The organism is Dactylosporangium sp. NPDC000521, from assembly GCF_042898305.1.
Classification (GTDB): Bacteria; Actinomycetota; Actinomycetes; order Mycobacteriales; family Micromonosporaceae; genus Dactylosporangium.
Map to the genome: position 1 here is coordinate 539,080 of NZ_JBIAYW010000006.1, position 21,287 is coordinate 560,366.

Genomic DNA, 21,287 nt, shown 5'->3' on the forward strand with positions numbered 1-21,287 from the left:
CGGGGAACACGGTTTAGGAACTGTCGCTGGGTGGTCGTAACGACGCCCGCTGACCTGCTCTGACCTCGGCCTCGATGCTCTGGTCGGCATTCCTCGGTGTCCCCGTTTGACCGTCGTTGACCGGCCTATCGGGGCACGCAGCGGGCATGGCAGACCCTGAACCTACGGATAACCCGCAGCGCCGGCCGGCGGTGCATCGTCCGAGGTCAGGACGTATGGTCGGAGCGCTCGTGCGGGCATTCTGGTGGGTCGGCTGCTGTACTTTGCTGCTGTACTTACTGGCCGTTCGCGAGTGCGTCAGCTGCCGGGATCCGTCGTCCGCAGTGGATGTACCAAGTGGTGTCCAAGACCCGAGGTTCGCCATCGCCCGGGTAAACGACGAGCCTCATCTGGTCGTCGACCTGGTAGACGTCGCCGGCCTTGAGGAAAGCAGGATTCTTCAAGCTGACGACGTAGGCGGTCCTGGCGGCATAGTCAGTGACGTCGAACTCGGTCACCAGCGTCAGCCGCTCAGCTGTGAATGCCTCGGTCTTCATGCCGCCACCATCCCACGACGACCCGCTTCGGGCCACCGCCTATCGGTGGGACCCCGTCGCCCCGGCTTTGCCTCTGGTGTCAACCTCTTGTTGACACCAGGCCTCCCCGCGTCCCCGTCTGCCGTCGACCTGCCCACCGGGGAGCACAACCTGGCATGCACACATGTAGGCATCTAACGCATGCGCGGGCCGAAGATTCAGAAGGTTCAAAACACGATCCGCCGTGCTGAAACCGAGGAAGCCGAGCTGGGCAAGTAATCGCTCTGATTCCTTGACCACCGGTCAAGGTGCGCTACACGAGTTGCACTTGACCGATCTGGTCCCCAGAACGCCAAAATGGGCCGACCCAAGAAGTGGATCAGCCCTCTGACCTGCGTCGGGACGGCGGGATTCGAACCCACGACCCCTTGACCCCCAGTCGTCGGAGGCCCCAGCGACGTGCTCAAGCACGTTCTCCCAGGTCACCGACAGCGTAAACCAGCCGAGTAAAGGGGTCCTATGGCACAGAAGCCGATCGTCGTGGTCTGCGGTCGCCCAGGACCGCACTCCTGCCACGCGGATTCCTGACTCACAGCGGCGGAGGAACTCGGCTGCCTGTGGCCTCCAATTCCTCGATCGCCCAGTCTCGGATTGGTTCCGGCCATTCATCTGTCCAGGAGATGAGTGTCAGCAGCACTCGCGAGTCACGACCGGCAGTCGCCAGGGCGTGCAAGCAACGCCGCGCATTGGGCAAATCTCCGCACGCGTACACGAAACGCCCGAGGAGGCTGCGAAACAGCTCGGCGGCTTCGTCACACTCGATCTGCGCCAGCACATCCACGATGCGGCCGGGACGCGGAGCTCCCGCATCAGACTCCAGCACCTCACACAACACCGGACCGACATCCACGAGCCCAGCCGCACCGGCCACCGTAATGACTGTGTCGAAATCCTCCCAGCGCGCCTCCGCGGCAAGCCTCCGCACCAAACCGGCTACCGCATCCCCGAACTCCGGCACTCGGGCGAGCAGAAGGCTCGCACTATCGGCACTTACCTGCCCCTTTTGCGCTATGTCAAGGAAACGCCGGGCCAAACGGTCCATTCGTTCAGGGTTCGGCACGGACCTGCCAAAAGACCGAGGACCGCCGATTTCGCAGGGCGGCATCCCCCAGTCGTCCACGTTCCACGCGGCTCGCCATGGCGACTCGATCTTCCCGGCCGCGATCAGGGCACGTGACACCCGATCGTTGCGGTACGCCAGCGGGATCACCGTCAGCGCAAGCGGCGCCCCCGTCGACCTGGAACGAGCGGCGACCGGCCGCACGTTTCGGGGGCCCGGGCCGGAAACCATCCATTCGGTCAATGAGCACTCGAGGTCGCCGAACGGGTGACTGATCACGAGCAGCACGTCGTCGGAGTCTCGCCCACCCTCGATCACGTTTACCCAGCCTACTCCGAGCCCTTGGGCCGGGCTCCTCTGCGGACCGACATTTGGCGGTCAGTCTGGTCACCGCGACGCACCGGTCCCGGCAGAGCCGGGACCGGTGCGTCGTGACAGCGTAGCCGTCAGCTAGCGCCTCCTGTACGGATTCTCCGTCCAACCGACCAGGAAACTGCCTAGATCGTGCCCATCGAACAGCTCTTCCGTCTCCTGCCCGGCCAGCTCGTTCTTCGGTGTAACCAACCTGTTCGACGGAACTCGGAAGTGACCGATGTCCGGAGCATTCTGAGTGATGTCTCTAAGTCCTGAATCTGTCGTTTGCGCGGCCCTCGCCGGGTCACGGGCGACCGAGACAAAAGGACTGAAAGTCTTGTCATTGTGCAATGAGTGATCATTAGCGATCTTGTCACGGAATTCCGGGTTGTCCGCAAAGACTTTCCTCGTTAAATCTGCGCGCTCCTCGGAGATCTGCGGCTGTAGGTCCGCCGGCCGATTGCGGTCCGTGAACCGGTATACATCAACAAGGTCTTCATCGCCGCCGACACCGCAGCCGGCGTTGTTGTTGTGGACCAAAACCGGTTTGCTCGCGGTGAGGACGTAGTACGTGTGGGTGTCGGCGATGGTGAGGTCGCGCATGTCCTGGGCGCCGGTGAAGTTGTGAACGTCGGTGACCTCGACCGTAGCGCCGTCGTCGGTTTTGAGTTCGTGGCCCGGGGTCAGGTCGGCCGCGTTGACCCAGGTGCTGGTGGTGCGGTCCCAGAACGGGTGGTGCTGTGTGGTGTGCAGGACGGTCGTGGTCGCCACTGCGATCGTCGCGGCCGCTACCAGGAGCGCTCCGGTCTTGGCGGCTTGCGGCGCCTTGCCGCTGTCGTCTGATTTTGCCGACGCCGTGGACCGGGATGTTTCCGATGACTGCACAGGTTCCGCGGATTTCACCGTGACTGTGACGTCGGTCAGGTCCGTGTCGTGGTTCAGCCACAAGGTTGTGACCGGTTTCGGTTGGGTCGCGCCTGTCGCAGGGTCGGTGGCGGCGACCTCGTCGCCGACTTTGACGTCTTCGATCTTCTTCGTCGAGCCGTCGGCCATGAGCACGGCCGTGTTCGGGTCGAAGCTGTGCCGTCCGCACGGCGCCCTGCGGCCGGCCTTGCCGCCGGTAATGGCACCCGTGATGCCGCCGACCACGGCGCTGCTGGCTACAGAGCCCCAGTCGACCTTGCCGTTGGTGCCGATCTGGCTGACGACGTCCTCGATGGCGCTGCTCACCGCGCCCGACAGCGCGCCGGAGATCGCACCGGCCACGACCTTGCCCACCGTGTTCACCGCGACACTGGCCAGCTTCGTCGCGGCGAAACACGCGACCTTCCCGCCGACCACGCCACCCAACGGACCGGCGAGACCCTGCATCGCACCGGAACCGGCCGAGGTCAGCGCGTCCTTCCAACTGTGGATGTTGCCCTGCGCCGCATCCTTCGCCAGGTTCACCAGCGCCGCGGCACCGACCATGCACGCCACCGCGCCCGCACCGACCGTCGCCGCGGTACACGCCATGCCTGCCAGGACACCACCGACGATGGCGAGACCCTCGATGATCTGGTTCTTGTGGTCCTTGACGAACTGGACGGTGGCCGTCTTGGCATCGGCGATCCGTTTGGCCGCCGCCGCCTTCGCGGTCTTGGCCACCGCGAGTAGGCCACCCTGTTTGTACGCCGCGGTCGCCTGCTGCTTCATCCGCGATATGGACTGGCTGGCGTTCGCCACCAGCTTGCGGCCGGCATTGACGACCGTGGTCGCGACCTTGACCAGCGGCGCCACGAACGGCGCCACGTAATTCCACGCCTCGCGGGCCAGGCTCGCCCCGTACGACACGACGCTGCTCACCGCGTTGTACACGACCGGAGGCACCACCGCCTTGGCGATGCTCTTGGCCTTGTCCCACAGGCTGCTCGGCTTCGGGATGCCCCAGTGCCCTGACGGGTCCGTCGTCAGCAGCGGGTTGGCGTCGCCGTAGGCGTACCGGTTCGCCGCCGCCGAGTTCGGCACCGGGCTGTTCGAGGCGGTGTCACGGGTGTCGAACTGGCCGGTGTCGGTGTTGTACCAGCGGGCCATCATGTTGACCCGGCTCGTCGACGTGTCCGTCCACTCCGACTGGTAGCCGAGGCTGCCCTGCATCCCCGTGGCAGCCAGGACCTTGCCGAGCGGGTCGTAGACCGTCGTGCCGCCCAGCGTCGTACCGGTGGCGGTGAACAGGCCGGTGATGTCGTCGTGCTGGTCGGTGAACGCGTACTGCGCCGAGGCGCCCTTCACCCCGACCACGTCGCCGACCGGGTCGCGGGTGTACGTGGCCGTGGTGTCGGCGGCGAGGTCGTTGTCCAGGCCGGTGTAGGACAGGCCGGTCTTCGTCTGCCGGCCGAGGCCGTCGTAGGTGTACGTGGTGGTGCCCTGCTGCAGCACCTGCCCGTACGCGTCGGTCTTCGTCTGCACCGCACCGGCCGCGGACAGCGTGCCCCGCGGCGTGTAGGTGTACGTGATGCCGCCGGACTGGGTCAGCAGCCGGTTGCGCTGGTCGTACGTGAAGGTCTTCGACCCGTTGGTGAGGCGGTTGCTGGCCTTGTCGTAGGTGTACGACGTCAACGTGGTGCCGTTGTTCCACGACGTGAGGCGGTTGGCGAGGTCGTAGCCGTACGAGTTGGTGACCGTGCCGCCGAAGCCCGCCGTCGACTTCGACGTCTCGTTGCCGTTGGCGTCGTACCCGTAGGTGATCTTCGCGACCGACGTGCCGCCCGACGTCTTGAGCTCGTCGGTGCTTAGCCGGTGCAGCGTGTCGTAGCCGAGACTGCGGACGTTGCCGGTGCCGCCGTAGGTGATCGTGTTGGGCTGGTTGAGGGTGTTGTACGTCCACTTCGCCTGCACCGACGTCGTGGTGTTGGTGATGGTGTCGAGCCGGCCGGCGGTGTCGTAGCTGTAGTTCGTGGTGCCGGCCGCGTCGGCGCGGCTGCCCATCTGACCGTCGGACGTGTAGCCGAACGTCGCCGCGCCCGACACGCCGCTGGTGGTGCGCAGCAGGTCGCGGTCGTCGTAGGTGAACGTGTTCGCGTTGCCCGACACGGTCGCCGACGTGAGCCGGCCGGCGAGGTCGTAGCCGAAACTGCGGGCGGCGGTGCTCACCTCCGCTCCGGCGCCGGTCTGGCCGGTGAGCTTGCCGACCTCGTTGTACGTGTTGGTGATCGTCACGCCGCCGGGCAAGGTCTGCGTCGCCGCGCGGGCCAGGGCGTCATAGGCCACCGTGAACGTGCGGTCGGTCGCGTTCGGGTGCGCCGTGGTGGCCGGCTCGATCTGCTCCTCGGGCAGGTTCCAGACGTTGTACTTCGTGATGAACGCGTTGCCGCGCCCGTCGGTGTACCGGGTCTGGTTCCCGGCCACGTCATAGCCGAACGAGGTGACGATGTTGTTGGCCGCCACGGCGTCGACGGGCTGGGTCTCCTGCTTGACCCGCCCCATCACGTCGTAGGCGAACGTGATGGTCGTGTTGCGCGGATCGGTCTTCGTCAGGACGTTGCCGGCCAGGTCGTAGGTCTGCGACGTCGTGGTCAGCGCCGTGCCGCCGCCGGGCGGGAACTGCTGGCTCATGACCGGCCGGCCCGCCAGGTCGTACGTGACGGTCGAATAGGACGTGTCGGCCAGGGTGGTCTTCGTCGGCCGGCCCGCCGCGTCGTACGCCGTCGTGGTGATATTGCCGGCGCCGTCCTTTGACGTGACCACGTCGCCGGCCGCGTTGTAGGTCAGCTCCTGCGTAACGCCTGACGGGGACGTCGTCTTCTTGAGCTTGCCGTCGATGCCGTACTCGAACAGCGTGTCGTAGTGGGTGCTGTCCTGCCGCACGACCGACGACGTGGTCAGCTTGCGGGCCAGGAAGTCGTACGTGTTCGTGGTGACGGCACCGGTCGGGTCGGTGACCGTGAGCTGGTCGCCGTTGAGGTCGTAGCCGAACGTGGTCACACCGCTGTCCGCGGCGACGGTCTTCGACACCCGGCCGAGCTGGTCGTAGGTGTACAGGGTGTCGCGGTTCAGTGCGTCGGTCAGCTTGATGAGCTGGCCGGTGTCGTCGTAGGCACGGGTCGTCGTCGGGGTCAGCGCCGTCGAGGAGCCCGGTGGCGTGTAGGCGGGCGCGACGCTGGTCAGCACCCGGCCGGCCGAGTCGTACGTGGTGCGGGTTATCCCGCCGCGCGGGTCCTTGACGTGTGTGCGCAGGCCGAACGTGTCGTAGCCCAGGTAGGTGACCGGGCGGGTGGGCACGGGTGTCCCGCCGTCGGTTTCGGCCATGACGGCCGGGCCGGTGATGACCGCGAGGCGGCCCGCCTCGTCGTACGTGTTGTCGGTGACGTTGCCCAGCGGGTCGGTCTCGGCGAGGACCTGGCCGGCGCGGCTGAGCTTCTGGGTGGTGCGGCTGACCGTGGCGCCGGCGGCCGGAGCGGTCCCGCCGTACACCTGACCGATCTCGGCGACGGTCAACGGCCGGGAGTAGGCCTGGACGTCACTGATCGAGCCGTTCCAGTAGTTGCCGTAGGTGGTGTTGCGGTTGCGGCCGATCGTGAACGGGCCGCGCGGTTTCCACGGCTGCCGGACCGTCGCGGTGGTGGGGGTGCCGTTGTTGACGTACAACGCCATCGTCTGGGTGTCCGCGTTGTACACGCCGACCAGGTGCGTCCACGTGTTCAGGGCGGCGGTGGACGCTGACTGCACCAGTGTGTTGACGTTCGTGCTGCCGTCGGCGCTGCGTAGCACGAGGCTCCACCGGCCGCCGTTGGTCGGGTCGTAGCGCAGCGTGAACGCCGTCTGGTCGAGGCCTTCCTGCGCCGCGATGGCCTGGTAATTGGCGCCGCCGGACGTCTTCACCCAAGCGGAGATGGTGAACCCGTTCGTGGTGTCCAGCACCGGGCCCGAGGTCGACACATAGGAGGAGACCCCGTTGAACACGGCCGAGCCTCCGCTGGTCGAGGTCGCCGGGTGGTCGGTCGTCCAGGCCAGGTACTGCCCGGTCGCGGAGGAGTTGCCGACCGAGTCCGTGGCTGTGACGCCGGTGGTCTCGTCGAGCTTCCAACGGGCAACGGGGGTCAGTCCGGCCGTGTTGTACGTCGTCTGCGACGTCTGCCGGCCGAGCTCGTCGTAGGTGTTCTCGGCACGGGTCATGACGTTGCCGGAGCCGTCGGTGACGACGCTGCCGATCACGCGGTCGTCACGCGACATCGTCAGCGTCGTGATCCGCTTGATCCCGGCCGGGTCGAACGTCTCGGTCTGGATCCGCGCGCCCCTGTCGAGGGTGTACGTCTTGGTCGCGGTGCCGTTGTCGCTGACCGTCTTGACGACGTTGCCGGCGGCGTCGAAGGAGTTGTCGACCTGGACGAAGTCCGGCTTGCTCGGGTCCGGGTTCTTGCGGATGATCTGCGCTTCGAGGCCGTTGTCGGTGTACTTGTGCACCGTCTGGAACCCCATCGCGTCGATCTCGACGACCAGGCGTCCGTTGCTGTCGTACTGCTTCTCGGCCAGGGTCAGCGTCGTCGGCGCCGAGGGCGCGTTCGGGTCGCCGGTGTAGTTGAGGACCTTGACGAACCGCAGCCGGTGCTCGGCGTCGTACTCGTTCTGGGTGATGCCACCGTCGGCGCCGATCTCCTTCACCATGTCACCGGAGACGTCGTACTCGTACGTCGTCGTCTTGCCGCCCTGCGTCTCGGTGACCGTCTGCCCGTAGGTGTTGTACGTGCTCGACGTGGTCCGCGAGGCGTCGCCACCGGTCGGGTCGGAGACGACCTGGGACAGCACGTGGCCGTCGACGTCGTACGTCGTCGTGGTGACGGTGGTGTGCGACGCGCTGGTGACCCGGTTCGTGACCGCCGTGCCGGTCTGGGTCAGCACCCGGCTCTGACCGTCGTAGGTGAGGGTGTGGCCGGCCCCGGCCGGCGTCGCCTCCGAGAACTCCAGCTGGGTCGTGATCCGGCCGAGGTTGTCGTAGGTGAACGTGACGATCTTGCCGGCCGGGTCGGTGACCCTGGCGACGTCGCCGTTGGCGTAGTAGTCGACGGTCTGCACCGCGCCCGACGGCATCGTGATGGCCCGCTGCAGTCCGTTGGGCGCGAACGTTCCCACCGGGCTGCCGAACGCTTGGGTGCTGGACGTGAGATCGGTCTTGGTGATCCGCCCGAGCGGATCCTTCGCGGACGTGCGGTTGCCGAGGCTGTCGTACTCGTACTCGGTCACGAAGTTGTCGTCGGTCGCGCTGGTCGAACGGCCGTCGCGCTGCTTACGCAGCATGTCGACCTTCCGGCCGTCGGCCTCCCCGTAGTACTCGAAGTACACGTTGCTGCAGACGTTGGCCTTCTGCACCTGGCACGTCGTCGTCGACACCACGTTGCCGCGCACGTCGTGCTCGTTCGTGGTGATGTTGCCCAGCGGGTCGGTCGTGGTGCGCAGGAAGCCGTTCTCGCTGTAGCCGTAGCGGGTCTCGTTGCCCAGCGCGTCGGTCTCGGCGACCTTGCGGCCGGTGCCGAGGTCGAAGGTGTACGTGAGGTCCTTGTTCTGCGGGTTCTTGACCGTCACGATCTTGACCGGCGCGCCGGTGTTCTTGCTCTTCTGCCAGGCCGCGTACTGGCTGGCGACCGTGCCTGCCGAGATCTGCTTGCGGTAGTAGGCGACGTCGGAGATGAAGCCGTTGAAGTAGGCGGCCTGTGCCGAGCTCGCGCCGTTCCAGCCGAACCAGGCGCCCGCGCCGATGGTGGCGTGCGTGGAGAGGTCGTCGGCGAGGGTGTTGGTGCCGGAGCCGATCTCGGCGCCGTCGAGGTAGAGCTTCTGGCTGGTCTTCGAAGCGGTGATGGCGGCGTGGTGCCAGTTGCCGTCGGTGACCGTGCCCGCCGATGTCAGCACCAGGCCATTGGCGGTTGTCCAGTACCCGCCGCGCAGTTTGCCGTCGGTGCCGATGTACAACCGCGGGGTGTGCCAGTTCGCCGTGGTGATGGTGTTGTCCCAGGTGCCGAACAGCACGCCGCCGGCGGTCTGGGTCTTGAACCACAGGCTGATCGAGTATGTGCCGTTCGTCGGGATGTCACTGCCCGGCCCGGTGTCCGGCAGGTTCACGATGGACGTGGAGCCGTCGAACTGGGCCGCCGTGGAGTCGTCGAACAGGCCGCTGGGCAGTCCGAGCGTCACGTTGCTGTACGTGGCCGGGTTGCCGTTGACCTCGTTCGTGGCGTATACGGCGCCGTCGCCGTCGCCGAACCGGTAGTAGTCGGCGGGCGTGCCGGCGAGCGCGGCGCTGGCGTACACCTTGCTCGAGCCCTGGGTCACCGGCGGGCTGAGCTGCCACACGCCGCCGTTGGAGTCGGTCACCGTCTTGACCGTCGAGTCCTTGGCCTCGTACGTGATCGCCGCGGTCGTGTTGCCCGACGGGCGCTTCACCGCGGTCAGCGGGCGCGCGGTCGCCTTGCCGGCCTTGTAGATCGACGCGATGTTCGCCGGCGTCAGTGGCCGGTCGAAGCTGGACACCTCAGCGATCGAGCCCTTGAACCAGCCCGTCTGCTCGGTGACGTTGGCCGCCGGCTGGTCGGGCCACGCGTGGCCCCAATAGCCGGAGCCGATCGCGACGTTCTTGAGCAGGTCCGCGAACGCCATGTTGAGGACGCCGGAACGGCTGCCCTGCCACTCGCCGTCGAGGTACAGCGACTGCGTGGCGCCGGCGCCGGTGAGCACCACGTGGTGCCAGGCGCCGTTGTCGACCGTGACGGTGCTGGCGATCGGGTTGACCGTGCCGTTCCACAGTTCGCCGTAGAGCTTGCCGCTGGTGCCGACGTACAGGGCAGGCGTGTACGTGCCGGAGGTGCCCCCCGGTCCCGGCCTGGTCCTTGGAGAAGCCGAGCAGGATGCCCCGGTCGTCCGGCGCCACCTTGAACCACATGCTGACCGACTGGTAGCCGCTACCGAACGGAAGGTCTTTGCTCGGCACCGTGACCATCGACGAGGTGCCGTTGAATGTCGGCGCAATCACCGCTGAGGCCGGCAGCGGGCCGGCGCTCGTGGTCGCCACACCGGCGTACGTGCCGTTGTCGGTGCCCTGGTTCTCGATGACCTCGCTGACCGCGGACGTCTCGCCGGCGGTCTCGCCGAGGCGCCAGTAGGCGCGCGGCCCGAGGTTCTGCACCGCCGACTGGTACAGCGACGCACTGCCGTAGGTGTAGGTGTGGCAGGCGGTCGTCGACGTCGGCGGGCAGACCTTCTGCAGCTGCCCGTTGGTGTCGTAGGCGTACGTCCAGGTGAGCGCGGTCCCTTGATCGCCCGCAACCACCGGGTCGGTGGCGACAGAGGCGACCTTCGCGGTGACGCCCGGCGGCGGCGTGGACATCGGCGTATACGTGATCTGCGTGTTGCTGGCCAGCACCGGCTGGTGGAACGAGTGCTGGACGGCTGCGGTGCCGGTTGCGTTCTCGATGCCGACAACCGCGGCCGCGCCCTTGTCCTGGTCATTGGCGGGATCGATGCCGTCGTAGCTGAAGGTGACGGTGCCGTTCTCGCTCAGCGCCGCCTTCACCGTGACCCGGGTCGCGCGACCGTACAGGTACGCGTTGTACCACTCGACGCTGTACACCCGGTTCGGTGCCGTGCCGCTGGTCTTGGCTGTGACCTTCGACTGGCTGTCGATCTGGAAGTCGTCCCAGAAGGGGTACAGGGCGCCGTTCGGCTGCGCCGCGCTCGGGATCGCGGAGTTGTCACCGTCTGCGGCGAATCCGGCGAACGCGATGACGCCGTTGGAGGACACCGTGGCGGTCGTGTAGCCCTGGCCGTACAGCGGGAACGAGAACGGCAGCGTAACGCCGGTCGACACGTCGTCGCCGGTCAGCGGCAGCAGCGTCACGTCCGGGTCGTCGGTCTGGTCGGCGAACGTCGCCGGGCTCGTGGACTCCGCGTAACCGGGTGTGCCGCCGGGCGCGGCCCAGGTCACGTGCAGCGACCGGCCGGACGCCGCGGTGACCTGGCTGATGAGGTTGTTGGTGTAGGAGAACGTCTCCTTGCGATCGGAGGAGTCGGTGATCGACGTGATGCCCCAGGTGTACGGCGTGGTGGCGCTGCCGGTCACGAGGGCCTGCCGGAACAGGTAGGCCGTGCCGTCCTTGTCCACGAACCTGTACCCGAGGCCGTCGCTCTCCTTGGTGAACGTGGCGAAGCGACCGGGCGGGGACGCGAAGGAGCCGTCGGTGTTACGGCCGAACGCGATCTCCTGACCGGTCGGGTACCGCACAGTCACGGTGTTCACGACCGGTGTCGCGTCACCGGACATGACCTCGGTGACCGACAGGTCGAACACGCTCGACCAGCCCTGACCGAACGCCGAATTGGTGCGCGGGTCGAGACTGTTGTAGGCGCGCTCCACGGTCAGCGCCGGACCGACGGTGGCGACGGTCGCGTCCGTGGCCGTGGTCGTGTAGTTGCGCACGCTCGGCTCGTAGCCGAGCTCACCGTTCTGCGACAGCGTCGAGGTGATGTCGGGCTGCGGCACTGACGTCGAGAACGTCTGCCAGTCCTGATAGAGCTGCGCGGAGTAGCCGTCGCTGGCGTAGGCGATCCAGTAGTACGTCTCGCCCCACTTGAGGCTGCCGGCCGGCACCCGCGCCGTCGGCGACGCCTGCGCGCCGGAAGTCCACTTGGTGACGCCGTCCTTGTCCTGGACCACGAAGGTGTACGACAGGTTCGCGTTCGGCGCGTGGTCCGGGTCGTAGGCCAGGACCTGCAGCTCCGGCGTCAGCGTCGGCGCCGCGTAGCCGTAGGGCGGCAGGTTACCGGTGACGACCGGCGTTTCGTACTGATACGTGATCTGCAGGAACGGCGCGTAGTTCGGGTTGTAGTTGGCGGTGGTGAACTTCTTCCAGTGGAACTTGTCGGTCTGCGACGTCGTCAGGGCCAGGCCGTTGTTGCCGATGTTGCGGGCCCAGTTGTTGAACGTGCCGACGCTCAGCGGGACCGTGACCCAGTTGCCCAACGCCGGGTTGCCGCCGGTGTTTCCGCAGGCGGTAGGGACGTTGGGCGTGACGGTGCCGATCGCGCTACCGAACGCGGGGCCGGGGTAGGTCAATGCGCCGGTGTTCCAGCCCACGGTGATGGGGTTGACCTCGAACGACTTCGGCGTGCACGACCACGCCCACCGGTTGAAGACGTTCAGCTTCGCCGCGGTCACGTTCACGTTCGCGAACGTGCTGTAGAAGCTGTTGAACTTGATGAACGAGTACGCCTTGACGCTGCCGTAGTCGGGACTGTTGTAGCCGATCGACATCTCGTCGGAGCCGGACTGGTCGCTGGTGCGGTCGTTGCGGACCGTCGTGTCCTGCGTCGCGTCCAGCGCGGTGGTCACCGATGGGTCTACCACGACCGGCCAGACCCGGGCCGGGTCGTCGAGCCACGCCTGGTCGACGGACACCTGCAGTGCTTGACGGCCATTGAGGTCGACGATGCGGTACTTCGCTTCGGTGGCCTGCTCGAACCCGCCGGATTGCGGGCTGAAGTTGGAGTCGTGCACGAGGCCGCTGGGAATCACGGCAGCGACGTTGCCGTCCTTGCCGACCAGTTCGATCGCGCCGTCAGTGCCGTTGCGCGCGGTCAGCTTCTCCAGATTGAGCGGGAAGACCCACGCGTTGCCGGCCTCGGCGCCGGCGACGACGAGGTCCTCCTTGACGCCGTCGCCGGTCGCGCGCAGCTGGAGGTCGACGCCGAGCTGGACACCCTTGTAGGTGACGGTGTCGCCCTTGACCTCGCCCGGCACCTTCGCGGCACCCTGCAGTGAGTACCCGAACGTGCCGCCGCCGACATTTCGCAGGGTCACCAACTGCGGATCGTCGGCGCTCTTGGCGATCGACACGTCCGCGGCGGAGACCTTGGGGTGCAGGCGCTTGCCGTCGTCCACCAGGTCGGTGTCGATGCGTTTCCAGGTGCCGTCCGCGGCCTTGACGTTGACCTGACCGGAGTACTCGCGGCGGGTGAACGAGCCGTCCGCGTTCTGGTACAGCTCCGAGTCCGCGGTGCCCTTGGCCGGGACCAGCGTGCTCGTCTTCTCGTCGAAGCTCTGCGGCCCGGACCGCACCGGCGCCTTGCCGATCTCGACACGGTGCTTCGGCGCCTCGTACGGCCCCACCGCCCCGATGCCCTTGCCGGCGGGATTGCCGGCACCACGCCCGACCCGGCCGAGCGCGTCGAGCTGCTCCCGGGTCAGTGTCCCCGGCTTGCCGGCCGACTGCTGCTGCGGCAGGCCGTTGAACGCCTCACGGCCCCAGTTGTAGTCCGGCTGCAGCCACGACGGCAGGTGCAGCGGGAAGCCGGAACCAGGACCGTCATGCACGACGCCCGGAGGAACCGCGGCGAACAGCGCCATCGCCAGCAGCGCTCCGACGGCCACCGGCCGCCGTACGCGCCGGGGAGCCCGTCTGAACAGGTTCCCGCTACGCGACGTAATTTCACACTCCGCACATGCGCAAACCAGCGACGAGCGTCATGCCGTGCCTCCCCGTGAGCAACATGTGGCGCACAGAGATTCGGTCAGGAAGCTCCCAGAAACAATGACCGATCAGTGGATACCCGGAAGGAATATGTCCGACTTCTGCCTCGAACAGCAAGATCGACCGAAGTGAGGCGACGAACACAGAAAGAGGCACCGACCAGTGAGAATATCATCAATGCGTGCGCGCGCGTGACGTGGATCACAACGCGGCACCGCTACTGTGGTGCCGCTGCCACGGCCTCGGCGATCAGCCGGACGACCCCGTCGTGCGACGCGGCGGCATCCACTGTGGACACATTCGGCGCAGCCACCGATGCACCGACAGTGACAAACCGCTCGGCCGGAAACGTCGACGCACCCTTCACGACCGCCTGCACCGGAAGGTCACCGGAGGCGAAGATTAGGTCGCAGTCACCTTGGGCCAGGCTGTTGAGGAACGTCACTGCGTTGTCGACCGTCTGCGCACCGCTGATCTCGAGGTACTGCGCCTTCGCCTGGGTCTGCAACGACGCATCCTGCATCGCCTTCCACACCGGCGCCGCCGCCGGATCCCGCACCCCGTCGGCCGGAGTGAGCAGGCAGGCAGTGAACTGCAGATACTCCCGCTCCCGCGACTCGGGCGCCGGATCCGGCCACAACGAGACCATGAGCACGATCGCGACCACCAGCACCGCCCCGCCGCCGGCAAGCCACCACTGCGGCGCCGTCAGCCGCCGCCACCACACGACCGGAGCCCGCTTCGTCGGCCTGCGCGCCATGACATCCTCCCCGTTACACCGCGAGCCGTGTCCGGTCCGCGGCGCACACGGTAGGAGACCACCGTCGGAAACTCCAGCGCGGAGACACCCACCGGCAGGGGTGGGTACCTGTCCGGAGGTCATTTTCCGTTTGAACATCTCTGGCATTCACGTGCGACGAGCGCAGTCCAGCTATTTCCAGCACGGCGCGGATCCCTTGACTCATGCAGACGCACAGTCAAGCCGCCTGATCACTCACCCACGCGCGGTCAAGGCCACGGCGCACCTAACGTGAGCAGCCAAAACACGCCCAGATCGCCCAGACCGTTCGGAACCGAACAAGCCGAGTCAAGGGATCCAACAGCGGCGTGCTCGACTCAGGCGAACTGCTCACACACGAAAAAGGGCTCCCGCAGGCTTGTGACCTGCGAAAACCCTTGCGCTGTCGGGACGGCGGGATTCGAACCCACGACCCCTTGACCCCCAGTCAAGTGCGCTACCAAGCTGCGCTACGTCCCGTGCAACCGGACTCGTCCGGAGCAGCCGCTACAGACTAGCGCATCGGGTCACCGCCGTGCGCAGGAGTATCCCCCCGTCCCGACTACGGTGGGGGGATGTGGCTGGATCTTGTGACGGTGGTGGTGGAGGAGTACGACCCGGCGATCGACTTCTTCACCGGAGTGCTGGGGTTTGAGCTGGTCGAGGACTCGCCGGCGACGGCGACGGACGGGGGTGCCAAGCGGTGGGTGGTGGTGCGGCCGCCGGGCGGGGGGACGGGGTTGCTGCTGGCGCGGGCGGACGGGGAGCTGCAGCGGGAGGCCGTCGGGGATCAGGTGAAGGGCAGGGTGGGCTTCTTCCTGAGGGTCGACGACTTCGCGGCGACGTTCGAGCGGATGGAGCGGGCCGGCGTCACGTTCGTCAGGCCGCCGCGATCCGAGGTGTACGGGCAGGTCGCCGTCTTCGAGGACATCGCCGGGAACCGGTGGGACCTGCTGGGACCCCCGGAAAAGCCGCAAGAACCGTAGAACCCGCGGGAGCCGCGGGAAGCGCAGGAAAGAGCAGTGACGTAGCGCACACAACCGGCCTGCAACGGAGTGGCCGCTGAAGCGCAGCCGGGCGCGGTGAACCTGATGGTCTCAGCCCGTCACAGGAGGTTTCCCAATGAACACGGCCATCGCGTCCGAGGCGCAGACCGCCAGGATTCTCGTCGTCGACGACGACCCGGATCTGCGGGGCATGGTGGCGTACAAGCTGGTGAAGGCGGGCTTCGAAGTCATCGAGACCGACAACGGGCTGGCCGCGGTCGACGCCGCGGTCGCCTGCCTGCCCAACCTCGTGATCCTCGACATCATGATGCCGGGGCAGGACGGGCTCACCGCGTGCGAGCAGCTGCAGGCGGACCCGGAGACGGCCCAGATCCCGGTGATGCTGTTGTCCGCGCTGTCGCAGCCCGACGTCGTGCGCAGCGGCGTGATGGCCGGGGCGGTGCACCACATGGTCAAACCGTTCAGCCCGGAGGCGCTGCTGCGCAGCGTGCAGTCGCTGCTGCGGGTGCACCCGACGCCGGTGGACCCGAACACCGGCTATGACCTGGGTCGCAGCTACCAGTGGTGACCTGACTCGGGCGCCACGGGCGTGGCCACGCGTGTCTGTCGTGTTGGCGCGGTCAACGTATCAATAGCGTGATCACGTGCTCTCTTCAAGTAATCACCCTTGGAGGGCACCATGGGATACCTCACCCCACCGGTGGACGCTCCGCAGCGTCCCGGCGAACCGCAGGACCAGGCCGACGAGAACCTGAAGGCCAGGATTCTCTACCTGCGCTCGTTCCTGCTGATGCGCACCCTGATCGGCGTCATGGGCGTCCTGCTGCCACTGACGCTCCTGCTCGGCGACGGCTTCCTGTTCGAGGGAGGGAAGCCGCGGGGGTCGCTGAGCGCGTACTACTACTCCGGCATGCGCGACATCTTCGTCAGCTGCCTGTGCGTGACCGCGTTCTTCCTGATCTTCTACAAGTTCTTCGAGCGGAACCTGGAGAACACGCTCAGCATCGTCGCCGGCGTGGCGGCGGTGGGTGTGGCGCTGTTCCCGACGGGGCTGCCCGGCGGCGGGACGGTGCCGCTGTCGCCGTTGCAGGAGAAGCTGGGCGAGCAGACGGTGCAGAGCGTGCACTACGTGTGCGCGGCGACGTTCATCCTCTGCCTGAGCGTGATCAGCTACTTCTTCGGCCGCCGCGAGGGCGCCAGGACGCAGCGCCGCGACGGGCACCGGGCGCGGTTCTCCCCCGCGTTCTGGCGGTCGTTCCACTACACGTGCGCGGCGGGGATCGCCCTTGCCGTGGTGTACATCGCGGTGACCCAGGTGTCCCACACGCTCGACGCGTACAGCCTGATCATCGGCGAGACGGTCGCGGTGCTGTGCTTCGGCGCGTCGTGGCTCGCGAAGGGCCTGGAGCTGAACATCCTGGCCAGCGCGACCGCGGCCCGCGACCAGATCGAGGCGGGCACGACCGAGGAAACGGCAGCAGCCTAGGTGCGTGACGGTGCGCCGCTCACCTGAGCGGCGCACCTGCCGAAGTCGCGGGCATGGGACTCACGATCTTCGCCGTGCTGGTCGTCGTGGCGGTGGCCGCCGAAGCGTTGCTGCCGCGGCGGGCACCGGCGAGACCTATTTCTTCCCGCGGGGGCTGTTCTTCTTGCGGGGCTTCACGCTGATGTGGATCGGCGTGCCGAGGAAGTCGAACTCCTCGCGCAGCTTGCGCTCCACGAACCGGACGTAGCCGGGGTCGAGCGCGCCCGTGGTGAAGAGCACGAACTTCGGCGGTGACACGCCGGCCTGGGTGGCGAACAGGACGCGCGGGGCGCGCCCGCCGCGGACCGGGTGCGGGGTCTGCTGCACGAGCGCCGTGAGCCACTGGTTGAGCTGCCCCGTCGGCACGCGACGCTCCCAGTTCTCCAGGGCGGTGCGCAGCGCGGGCGCGAGCTTGTCGACGGCACGGCCGGTGAGCGCCGAGACGTTGACCCTGATCGCCCACGGCACGCGGCGCAGCTCCCGCTCGATCTCCTTGCCGAGCTGGTGGCGCCGGTCCTCGTCGACGAGGTCCCACTTGTTGAACGCGATGACGAGCGCCCGGCCGGACTCGATCACCATCGTGATGATCCGCTGGTCCTGCTCGGAGATGACCTCGCTGGCGTCGAGGAGCACGATCGCCACCTCGGCCGCCTCGATCGCCGCGTTGGTGCGCAGGGAGGCGTAGTACTCCGTGCCGCTGGCGTGCGAGACCCGCTTGCGCAGGCCGGCGGTGTCGACGAGGTGCCAGGTCTCGCCGCCGAAGTCGACGAGGCTGTCGACCGGGTCGACGGTGGTGCCGGCGACGGAGTCGACGACCGCCCGCTCCTCCTTGGCCAGCTTGTTGAGCAGGCTGGACTTGCCGACGTTGGGCCGCCCGACGAGCGCGATGCGGCGCGGGCCGGCCTCGCGCGGGACGGCGGGCTTGGCGAGTGGCAGCGCCTCGAGGATCTTGTCCAGCAGGTCGCCGGAGCCGCGGCCGTGCAGTGCCGAGACGGGGAACGGCTCGCCGAGGCCGAGGCCCCAGAGCCCGGAGATCTCGCCCTCGATGCGCGCGTTGTCGACCTTGTTGGCGACGAGGATCACGGGCCGGCCGCTGCGGCGCAGCATCCTGACCGCGGCCTCGTCGTCGGAGGTCGGCGGGATCGTGGCGTCGACCACGAACAGCACCACGTCGGCGGTCTGGGTGGCGATCTCGGCCTGGGTGGCGATGGCCTTGGCCCGCTCCTTGGCGTCGGGCAGCCAGCCGCCGGTGTCCACGACGGTGAAGTGCCGCCCGGTCCACTCGGCGTCATAGGCGACCCGGTCGCGGGTGACGCCGGCCACGTCCTCGACGACCGCCTGACGGCGGCCCAGGATCCGGTTGACGAGGGTCGATTTGCCGACGTTGGGTCGGCCGACGACGGCGACGATCGGCACACTCAGCTCGACGTCATCGACAACGTCGACGTCGACCTCGGCACCTGCGGATGCCTCAGCGCTCACGGGGGTCCTTTGCTCCACGGCCGGGGGGCCGGCGCTCGCCTATGCGGTGACCTTGTCCAGCATCCGCTGGAGTCGCTCGACCACCTCGTCGATGCCGAGCGCGGTGGTGTCGAGCACAACGGCGTCGTCGGCTTGGCGAAGCGGATCGGCGGCGCGCGTCGAGTCAAGTCTGTCACGACGGGCCAGGTCGGCTGCGGTCGCGGCCTGGTTGGTCGCATTCTCGGTGCTCCGGCGCCTGGCCCGCTCGTCCGCGGAGGCGGTGAGATAGACCTTGAGGTCGGCGTCGGGGGCGACGACGGTGCCGATGTCGCGGCCCTCGACCACGATCCGCCCCGCCTCGCCGATGATGTCCCGCTGGAGCGCGACGAGCAGCGCCCGCACGGCCGGAACCGCGGACACGGCCGACACCGCCTGGGTGACCTCGGTGCCGCGGATCTCGCGGTCGACACCGACGCCGTCGACGCTGATATGCGGCTCGGCCGGGTCGGTGCCGATGCGCAGCGTCGCCGACGCCGCGACGGCGTGGATCTTCTCCGCGTCGGCGAGGTCGACGTTGTCGCGCAGCACGGCCCAGGTCACCGCCCGGTACATGGCGCCGGTGTCCAGGTAGCGGGCGTCGAGGGCCTGCGCCACCCGGCGCGAGATCGTGGACTTGCCGGACCCGGAGGGCCCGTCGATGGCAACCACCAACTGGCCGCTGTGTCCTGCCACGCCCACTCCTTCGAACTGACGACCGCTCTGACGAACGCCCTGACGAATGCCCTGAGCAACGTACTGGCGAACGCACTGACGAAACCCCGATGACGCCTGCCGTTCGACACTACTTGACCGGCCGGTGGCCCTACCTCACGGGAGCACGTCGCCGCAGGAGGATGGCACATCGCACGGTGAGCAGGGCTCGCTCGCCGTGAGCAGGTGCCGCGTCACCGTCTCGTTGATCTCGATGAGGGCGTCGACGTGCTCGGGGCCGAGCGCGTCGAAGAACCAGCGCCGCACGTGCTCGACGTGGCGGGGCGCGGCGGCGGTGATCGCGTCCCAGCCGGCCTCGGTGAGCACGACGAACGCGCCGCGGGGGTCGTCGGCGCACGGCTCGCGGGCGACCAGCCCGCGGGCGGTCATCCGGGTTATCTGGTGCGTGAGGCGGGTCTTCTCCCAGTCGGCGGCGACGCGGAGCTGGAAGACGCGCAGCCGCCCGCCGGGCGCCTCGGAGAGGCTGACGAGCACCGCGTAGTCGGCGCTGGACAGCCCCGTCTCCTGCTGCAGCTGGCGGGCGACGCGACCCCTGACCGCGGCGTTGACGGCGAGGAACCCGCGCCAGGCACGCTGCTCCCGCTCGTCGAGCCAGTTGGCATCCGTCACACCCGAAGTCTACGACCATGGGTGACACATCACCGTGGGACGAGCTAGCGTGACGGTGACACGTCACCCAAACGTCGCACGAGCAGAGAGTTGGGCCATGACCAAGATCGGGATCATCCTCGGCAGCACCCGCCCCGGCCGGAACGGCGAGGCGGTCGCCAAGTGGGTCTACGACATCGCGAGCCGCCGCTCCGACGCGGAGTACGAGCTGGTCGACCTGCTCGACTACAACCTGCCGCACCTCGACGAGGCGGTCCCGCCGTCCATGGGGCAGTACGCGCACGAGCACACCAAGCAGTGGTCCGCGAAGATCGCCGAGCTGGACGGCTTCGTGTTCGTGACGCCGGAGTACAACCACTCGACCAGCGGCGCGCTGAAGAACGCGATCGACTTCGTCTACAACGAGTGGAACAACAAGGCGGCCGGGTTCGTCAGCTACGGCTCCGCCGGCGGCACCCGCGCGGTCGAGCACCTCCGGCTGATCATGGGCGAGCTGCAGGTCGCGGACGTCCGGGCGCAGGTGGCGCTGTCGCTCTTCACCGACTTCGAGAACTTCTCGACGTTCAAGCCGGGCCCGCAGCACGAGGGCACCCTCGGCGTCGTGCTCGACCAGACGGTCACCTGGGCCAAGGCCCTGCAGGCGGTCCGGGGCAAGTAGTTCAGGAGGCCAGTAGGTCAGGCGGCCGCCCGCGCGAAGCGGGCGGCCAACGCCGCGGTCGCCGCCCGCAGCTCCGCCGGCCCCACGATCTCGACCTCGGCGTCGAACATCCCGAACCACGCGGCCAGGCCGGTCCACGACCACGACCCGGCGCTGACCCGGCACCGGTCGGGGCCCAGCTCCTCGACGATGGCCTGGCCCCGGGTCCACTCGGTGATCGCCGCCGCCGGCGCGTGCAGGATCGCCTCGCCGCGGCACGGCAGCGGGTCGTGGCCCTCGAACCGTTCCGCGACGAACGCCGCCACGTCCGCCGCCGGCAGCGGCCGGGGCGTGAACCGGGGGCCGTTGGGTGTGCGCAGGGTCATGCGGTCCACCCGGTACGTGCGCCAATCCACCCGATCGAGGTCGAAGCCGATGAGGTACCACCGGCCGCCCCACGTCACCACGTGGCACGGCTCGACCCGGCGGCGGTCGCCGGCGAGCCCGGCCGCGATCTCCCGCACGCCCGCGTAGTCGAAGCGCAGCACCTCCCGCGCCCGGACGGCCTGGCCGATCGCCAGCAGGACGGCGGTGTCGACCCGGGACGGCTGCCAGCCGGCCTTCGCCACCCGGGTCACCTGCAGCGCGTCCACCCGCTGCCGCAGCCGGGCCGGCATCACCTGCCGTACCGTCGCCAGGGCGCGCAGCGCCGCCTCCTCGACGCCCTCGACCGACATCGTCGCCGTCTGCAGTGCCACCGCGACCGCGACCGCCTGGTCGTCGTCGAACAGCAGCGGCGGCAGCTCCGACCCGGCGTCGAGCCGGTAGCCGCCGTCCGGCCCGCGGGTCGCCTGCACCGGATAGCCGAGCTCGCGCAGCCGGTCGACGTCGCGCCGGACGGTCCGCGGGCTCACCTCGAGACGGTCGGCGAGGGTCTGCCCCGGCCAGTCGCGGCGGGCCTGCAGCAGGGACAGCAACGCCAGGAGGCGGGCGGAGGTCTCCAACATGCGTCCAGTAT

Annotated in this window: 12 protein-coding genes, 1 tRNA gene and 1 pseudogene; 4 read left to right on the forward strand and 10 right to left on the reverse strand. The window is 68.2% G+C overall.

Features of this window, described 5'->3' with window-relative positions; translation table 11 throughout:
* Positions 1-275: 275 nt before the first annotated feature.
* The 6 genes and pseudogenes from ACFY3L_RS22660 to ACFY3L_RS22685 all read right to left on the reverse strand — a co-directional run bounded on the left by ACFY3L_RS22660 (position 276) and on the right by ACFY3L_RS22685 (position 14,739).
* Entirely contained in the window at positions 276-536 is a 261-nt protein-coding gene (locus ACFY3L_RS22660) for a hypothetical protein (RefSeq protein ID WP_389327191.1), read from the reverse strand.
* A gap of 568 nt (positions 537-1,104) precedes the next feature.
* The gene (locus tag ACFY3L_RS22665) at positions 1,105-1,953 is read right to left on the reverse strand and encodes a hypothetical protein (protein ID WP_389327194.1); all 849 of its coding nucleotides are present in this window, start codon (positions 1,951-1,953) and stop codon (positions 1,105-1,107) included.
* 132 nt (positions 1,954-2,085) lie between these two features.
* Positions 2,086-9,984, reverse strand: a complete 7,899-nt coding sequence (locus ACFY3L_RS22670; RefSeq protein WP_389327197.1) for a LamG-like jellyroll fold domain-containing protein — start codon at positions 9,982-9,984, stop codon at positions 2,086-2,088.
* Between the two features lie 1,231 nt (positions 9,985-11,215).
* Positions 11,216-13,357: pseudogene (locus ACFY3L_RS22675) on the reverse strand (DNRLRE domain-containing protein); the annotation flags it as partial.
* Between the two features lie 341 nt (positions 13,358-13,698).
* Positions 13,699-14,208, reverse strand: a complete 510-nt coding sequence (locus ACFY3L_RS22680) for a hypothetical protein (RefSeq protein ID WP_389327200.1) — start codon at positions 14,206-14,208, stop codon at positions 13,699-13,701.
* A 457-nt stretch (positions 14,209-14,665) separates the two neighbouring features.
* Positions 14,666-14,739: transfer RNA gene (locus ACFY3L_RS22685), tRNA-Pro, on the reverse strand.
* Positions 14,740-14,834: 95 nt separating this feature from the next.
* On the opposite strand from ACFY3L_RS22685, the gene ACFY3L_RS22690 reads away from it, so the two are divergent.
* The 3 genes from ACFY3L_RS22690 (at position 14,835) to ACFY3L_RS22700 (ending at position 16,752) form a co-directional block, all read left to right on the forward strand.
* Positions 14,835-15,245 (forward strand): VOC family protein, encoded by a 411-nt coding sequence (locus ACFY3L_RS22690; RefSeq protein WP_389327203.1) that lies wholly within the window; start codon positions 14,835-14,837, stop codon positions 15,243-15,245.
* A gap of 136 nt (positions 15,246-15,381) precedes the next feature.
* Positions 15,382-15,834 carry a response regulator transcription factor gene (locus tag ACFY3L_RS22695; RefSeq protein WP_389327206.1) on the forward strand — a complete coding sequence of 151 codons (453 nt, stop codon included), beginning with the start codon at positions 15,382-15,384 and terminating at the stop codon, positions 15,832-15,834.
* Between the two features lie 111 nt (positions 15,835-15,945).
* Positions 15,946-16,752 carry a hypothetical protein gene (locus ACFY3L_RS22700; RefSeq protein ID WP_389327209.1) on the forward strand — a complete coding sequence of 269 codons (807 nt, stop codon included), beginning with the start codon at positions 15,946-15,948 and terminating at the stop codon, positions 16,750-16,752.
* A gap of 135 nt (positions 16,753-16,887) precedes the next feature.
* On the opposite strand, the gene der is transcribed toward ACFY3L_RS22700, so the two are convergent.
* The 3 genes from der to ACFY3L_RS22715 form a co-directional block, all read right to left on the reverse strand.
* A complete protein-coding gene (gene der, locus ACFY3L_RS22705; RefSeq protein WP_389327212.1) occupies positions 16,888-18,273 on the reverse strand; it encodes a ribosome biogenesis GTPase Der in 1,386 nt (461 codons plus the stop codon).
* Positions 18,274-18,312: 39 nt separating this feature from the next.
* Positions 18,313-18,984 (reverse strand): (d)CMP kinase, encoded by a 672-nt coding sequence (gene cmk, locus ACFY3L_RS22710; protein ID WP_389327215.1) that lies wholly within the window; start codon positions 18,982-18,984, stop codon positions 18,313-18,315.
* Positions 18,985-19,119: 135 nt separating this feature from the next.
* Complete coding sequence (locus ACFY3L_RS22715; protein ID WP_389327218.1) at positions 19,120-19,632, reverse strand: MarR family winged helix-turn-helix transcriptional regulator; 513 nt, start codon at positions 19,630-19,632, stop codon at positions 19,120-19,122.
* A gap of 97 nt (positions 19,633-19,729) precedes the next feature.
* Between ACFY3L_RS22715 and ACFY3L_RS22720 the strand changes: the two genes are divergently transcribed.
* Complete coding sequence (locus ACFY3L_RS22720; RefSeq protein ID WP_389327222.1) at positions 19,730-20,290, forward strand: NADPH-dependent FMN reductase; 561 nt, start codon at positions 19,730-19,732, stop codon at positions 20,288-20,290.
* A 17-nt stretch (positions 20,291-20,307) separates the two neighbouring features.
* Here ACFY3L_RS22720 and ACFY3L_RS22725 read toward each other — a convergent pair whose 3' ends face one another.
* Positions 20,308-21,276 carry a helix-turn-helix transcriptional regulator gene (locus ACFY3L_RS22725; protein ID WP_389327225.1) on the reverse strand — a complete coding sequence of 323 codons (969 nt, stop codon included), beginning with the start codon at positions 21,274-21,276 and terminating at the stop codon, positions 20,308-20,310.
* Positions 21,277-21,287 lie beyond the last annotated feature (11 nt).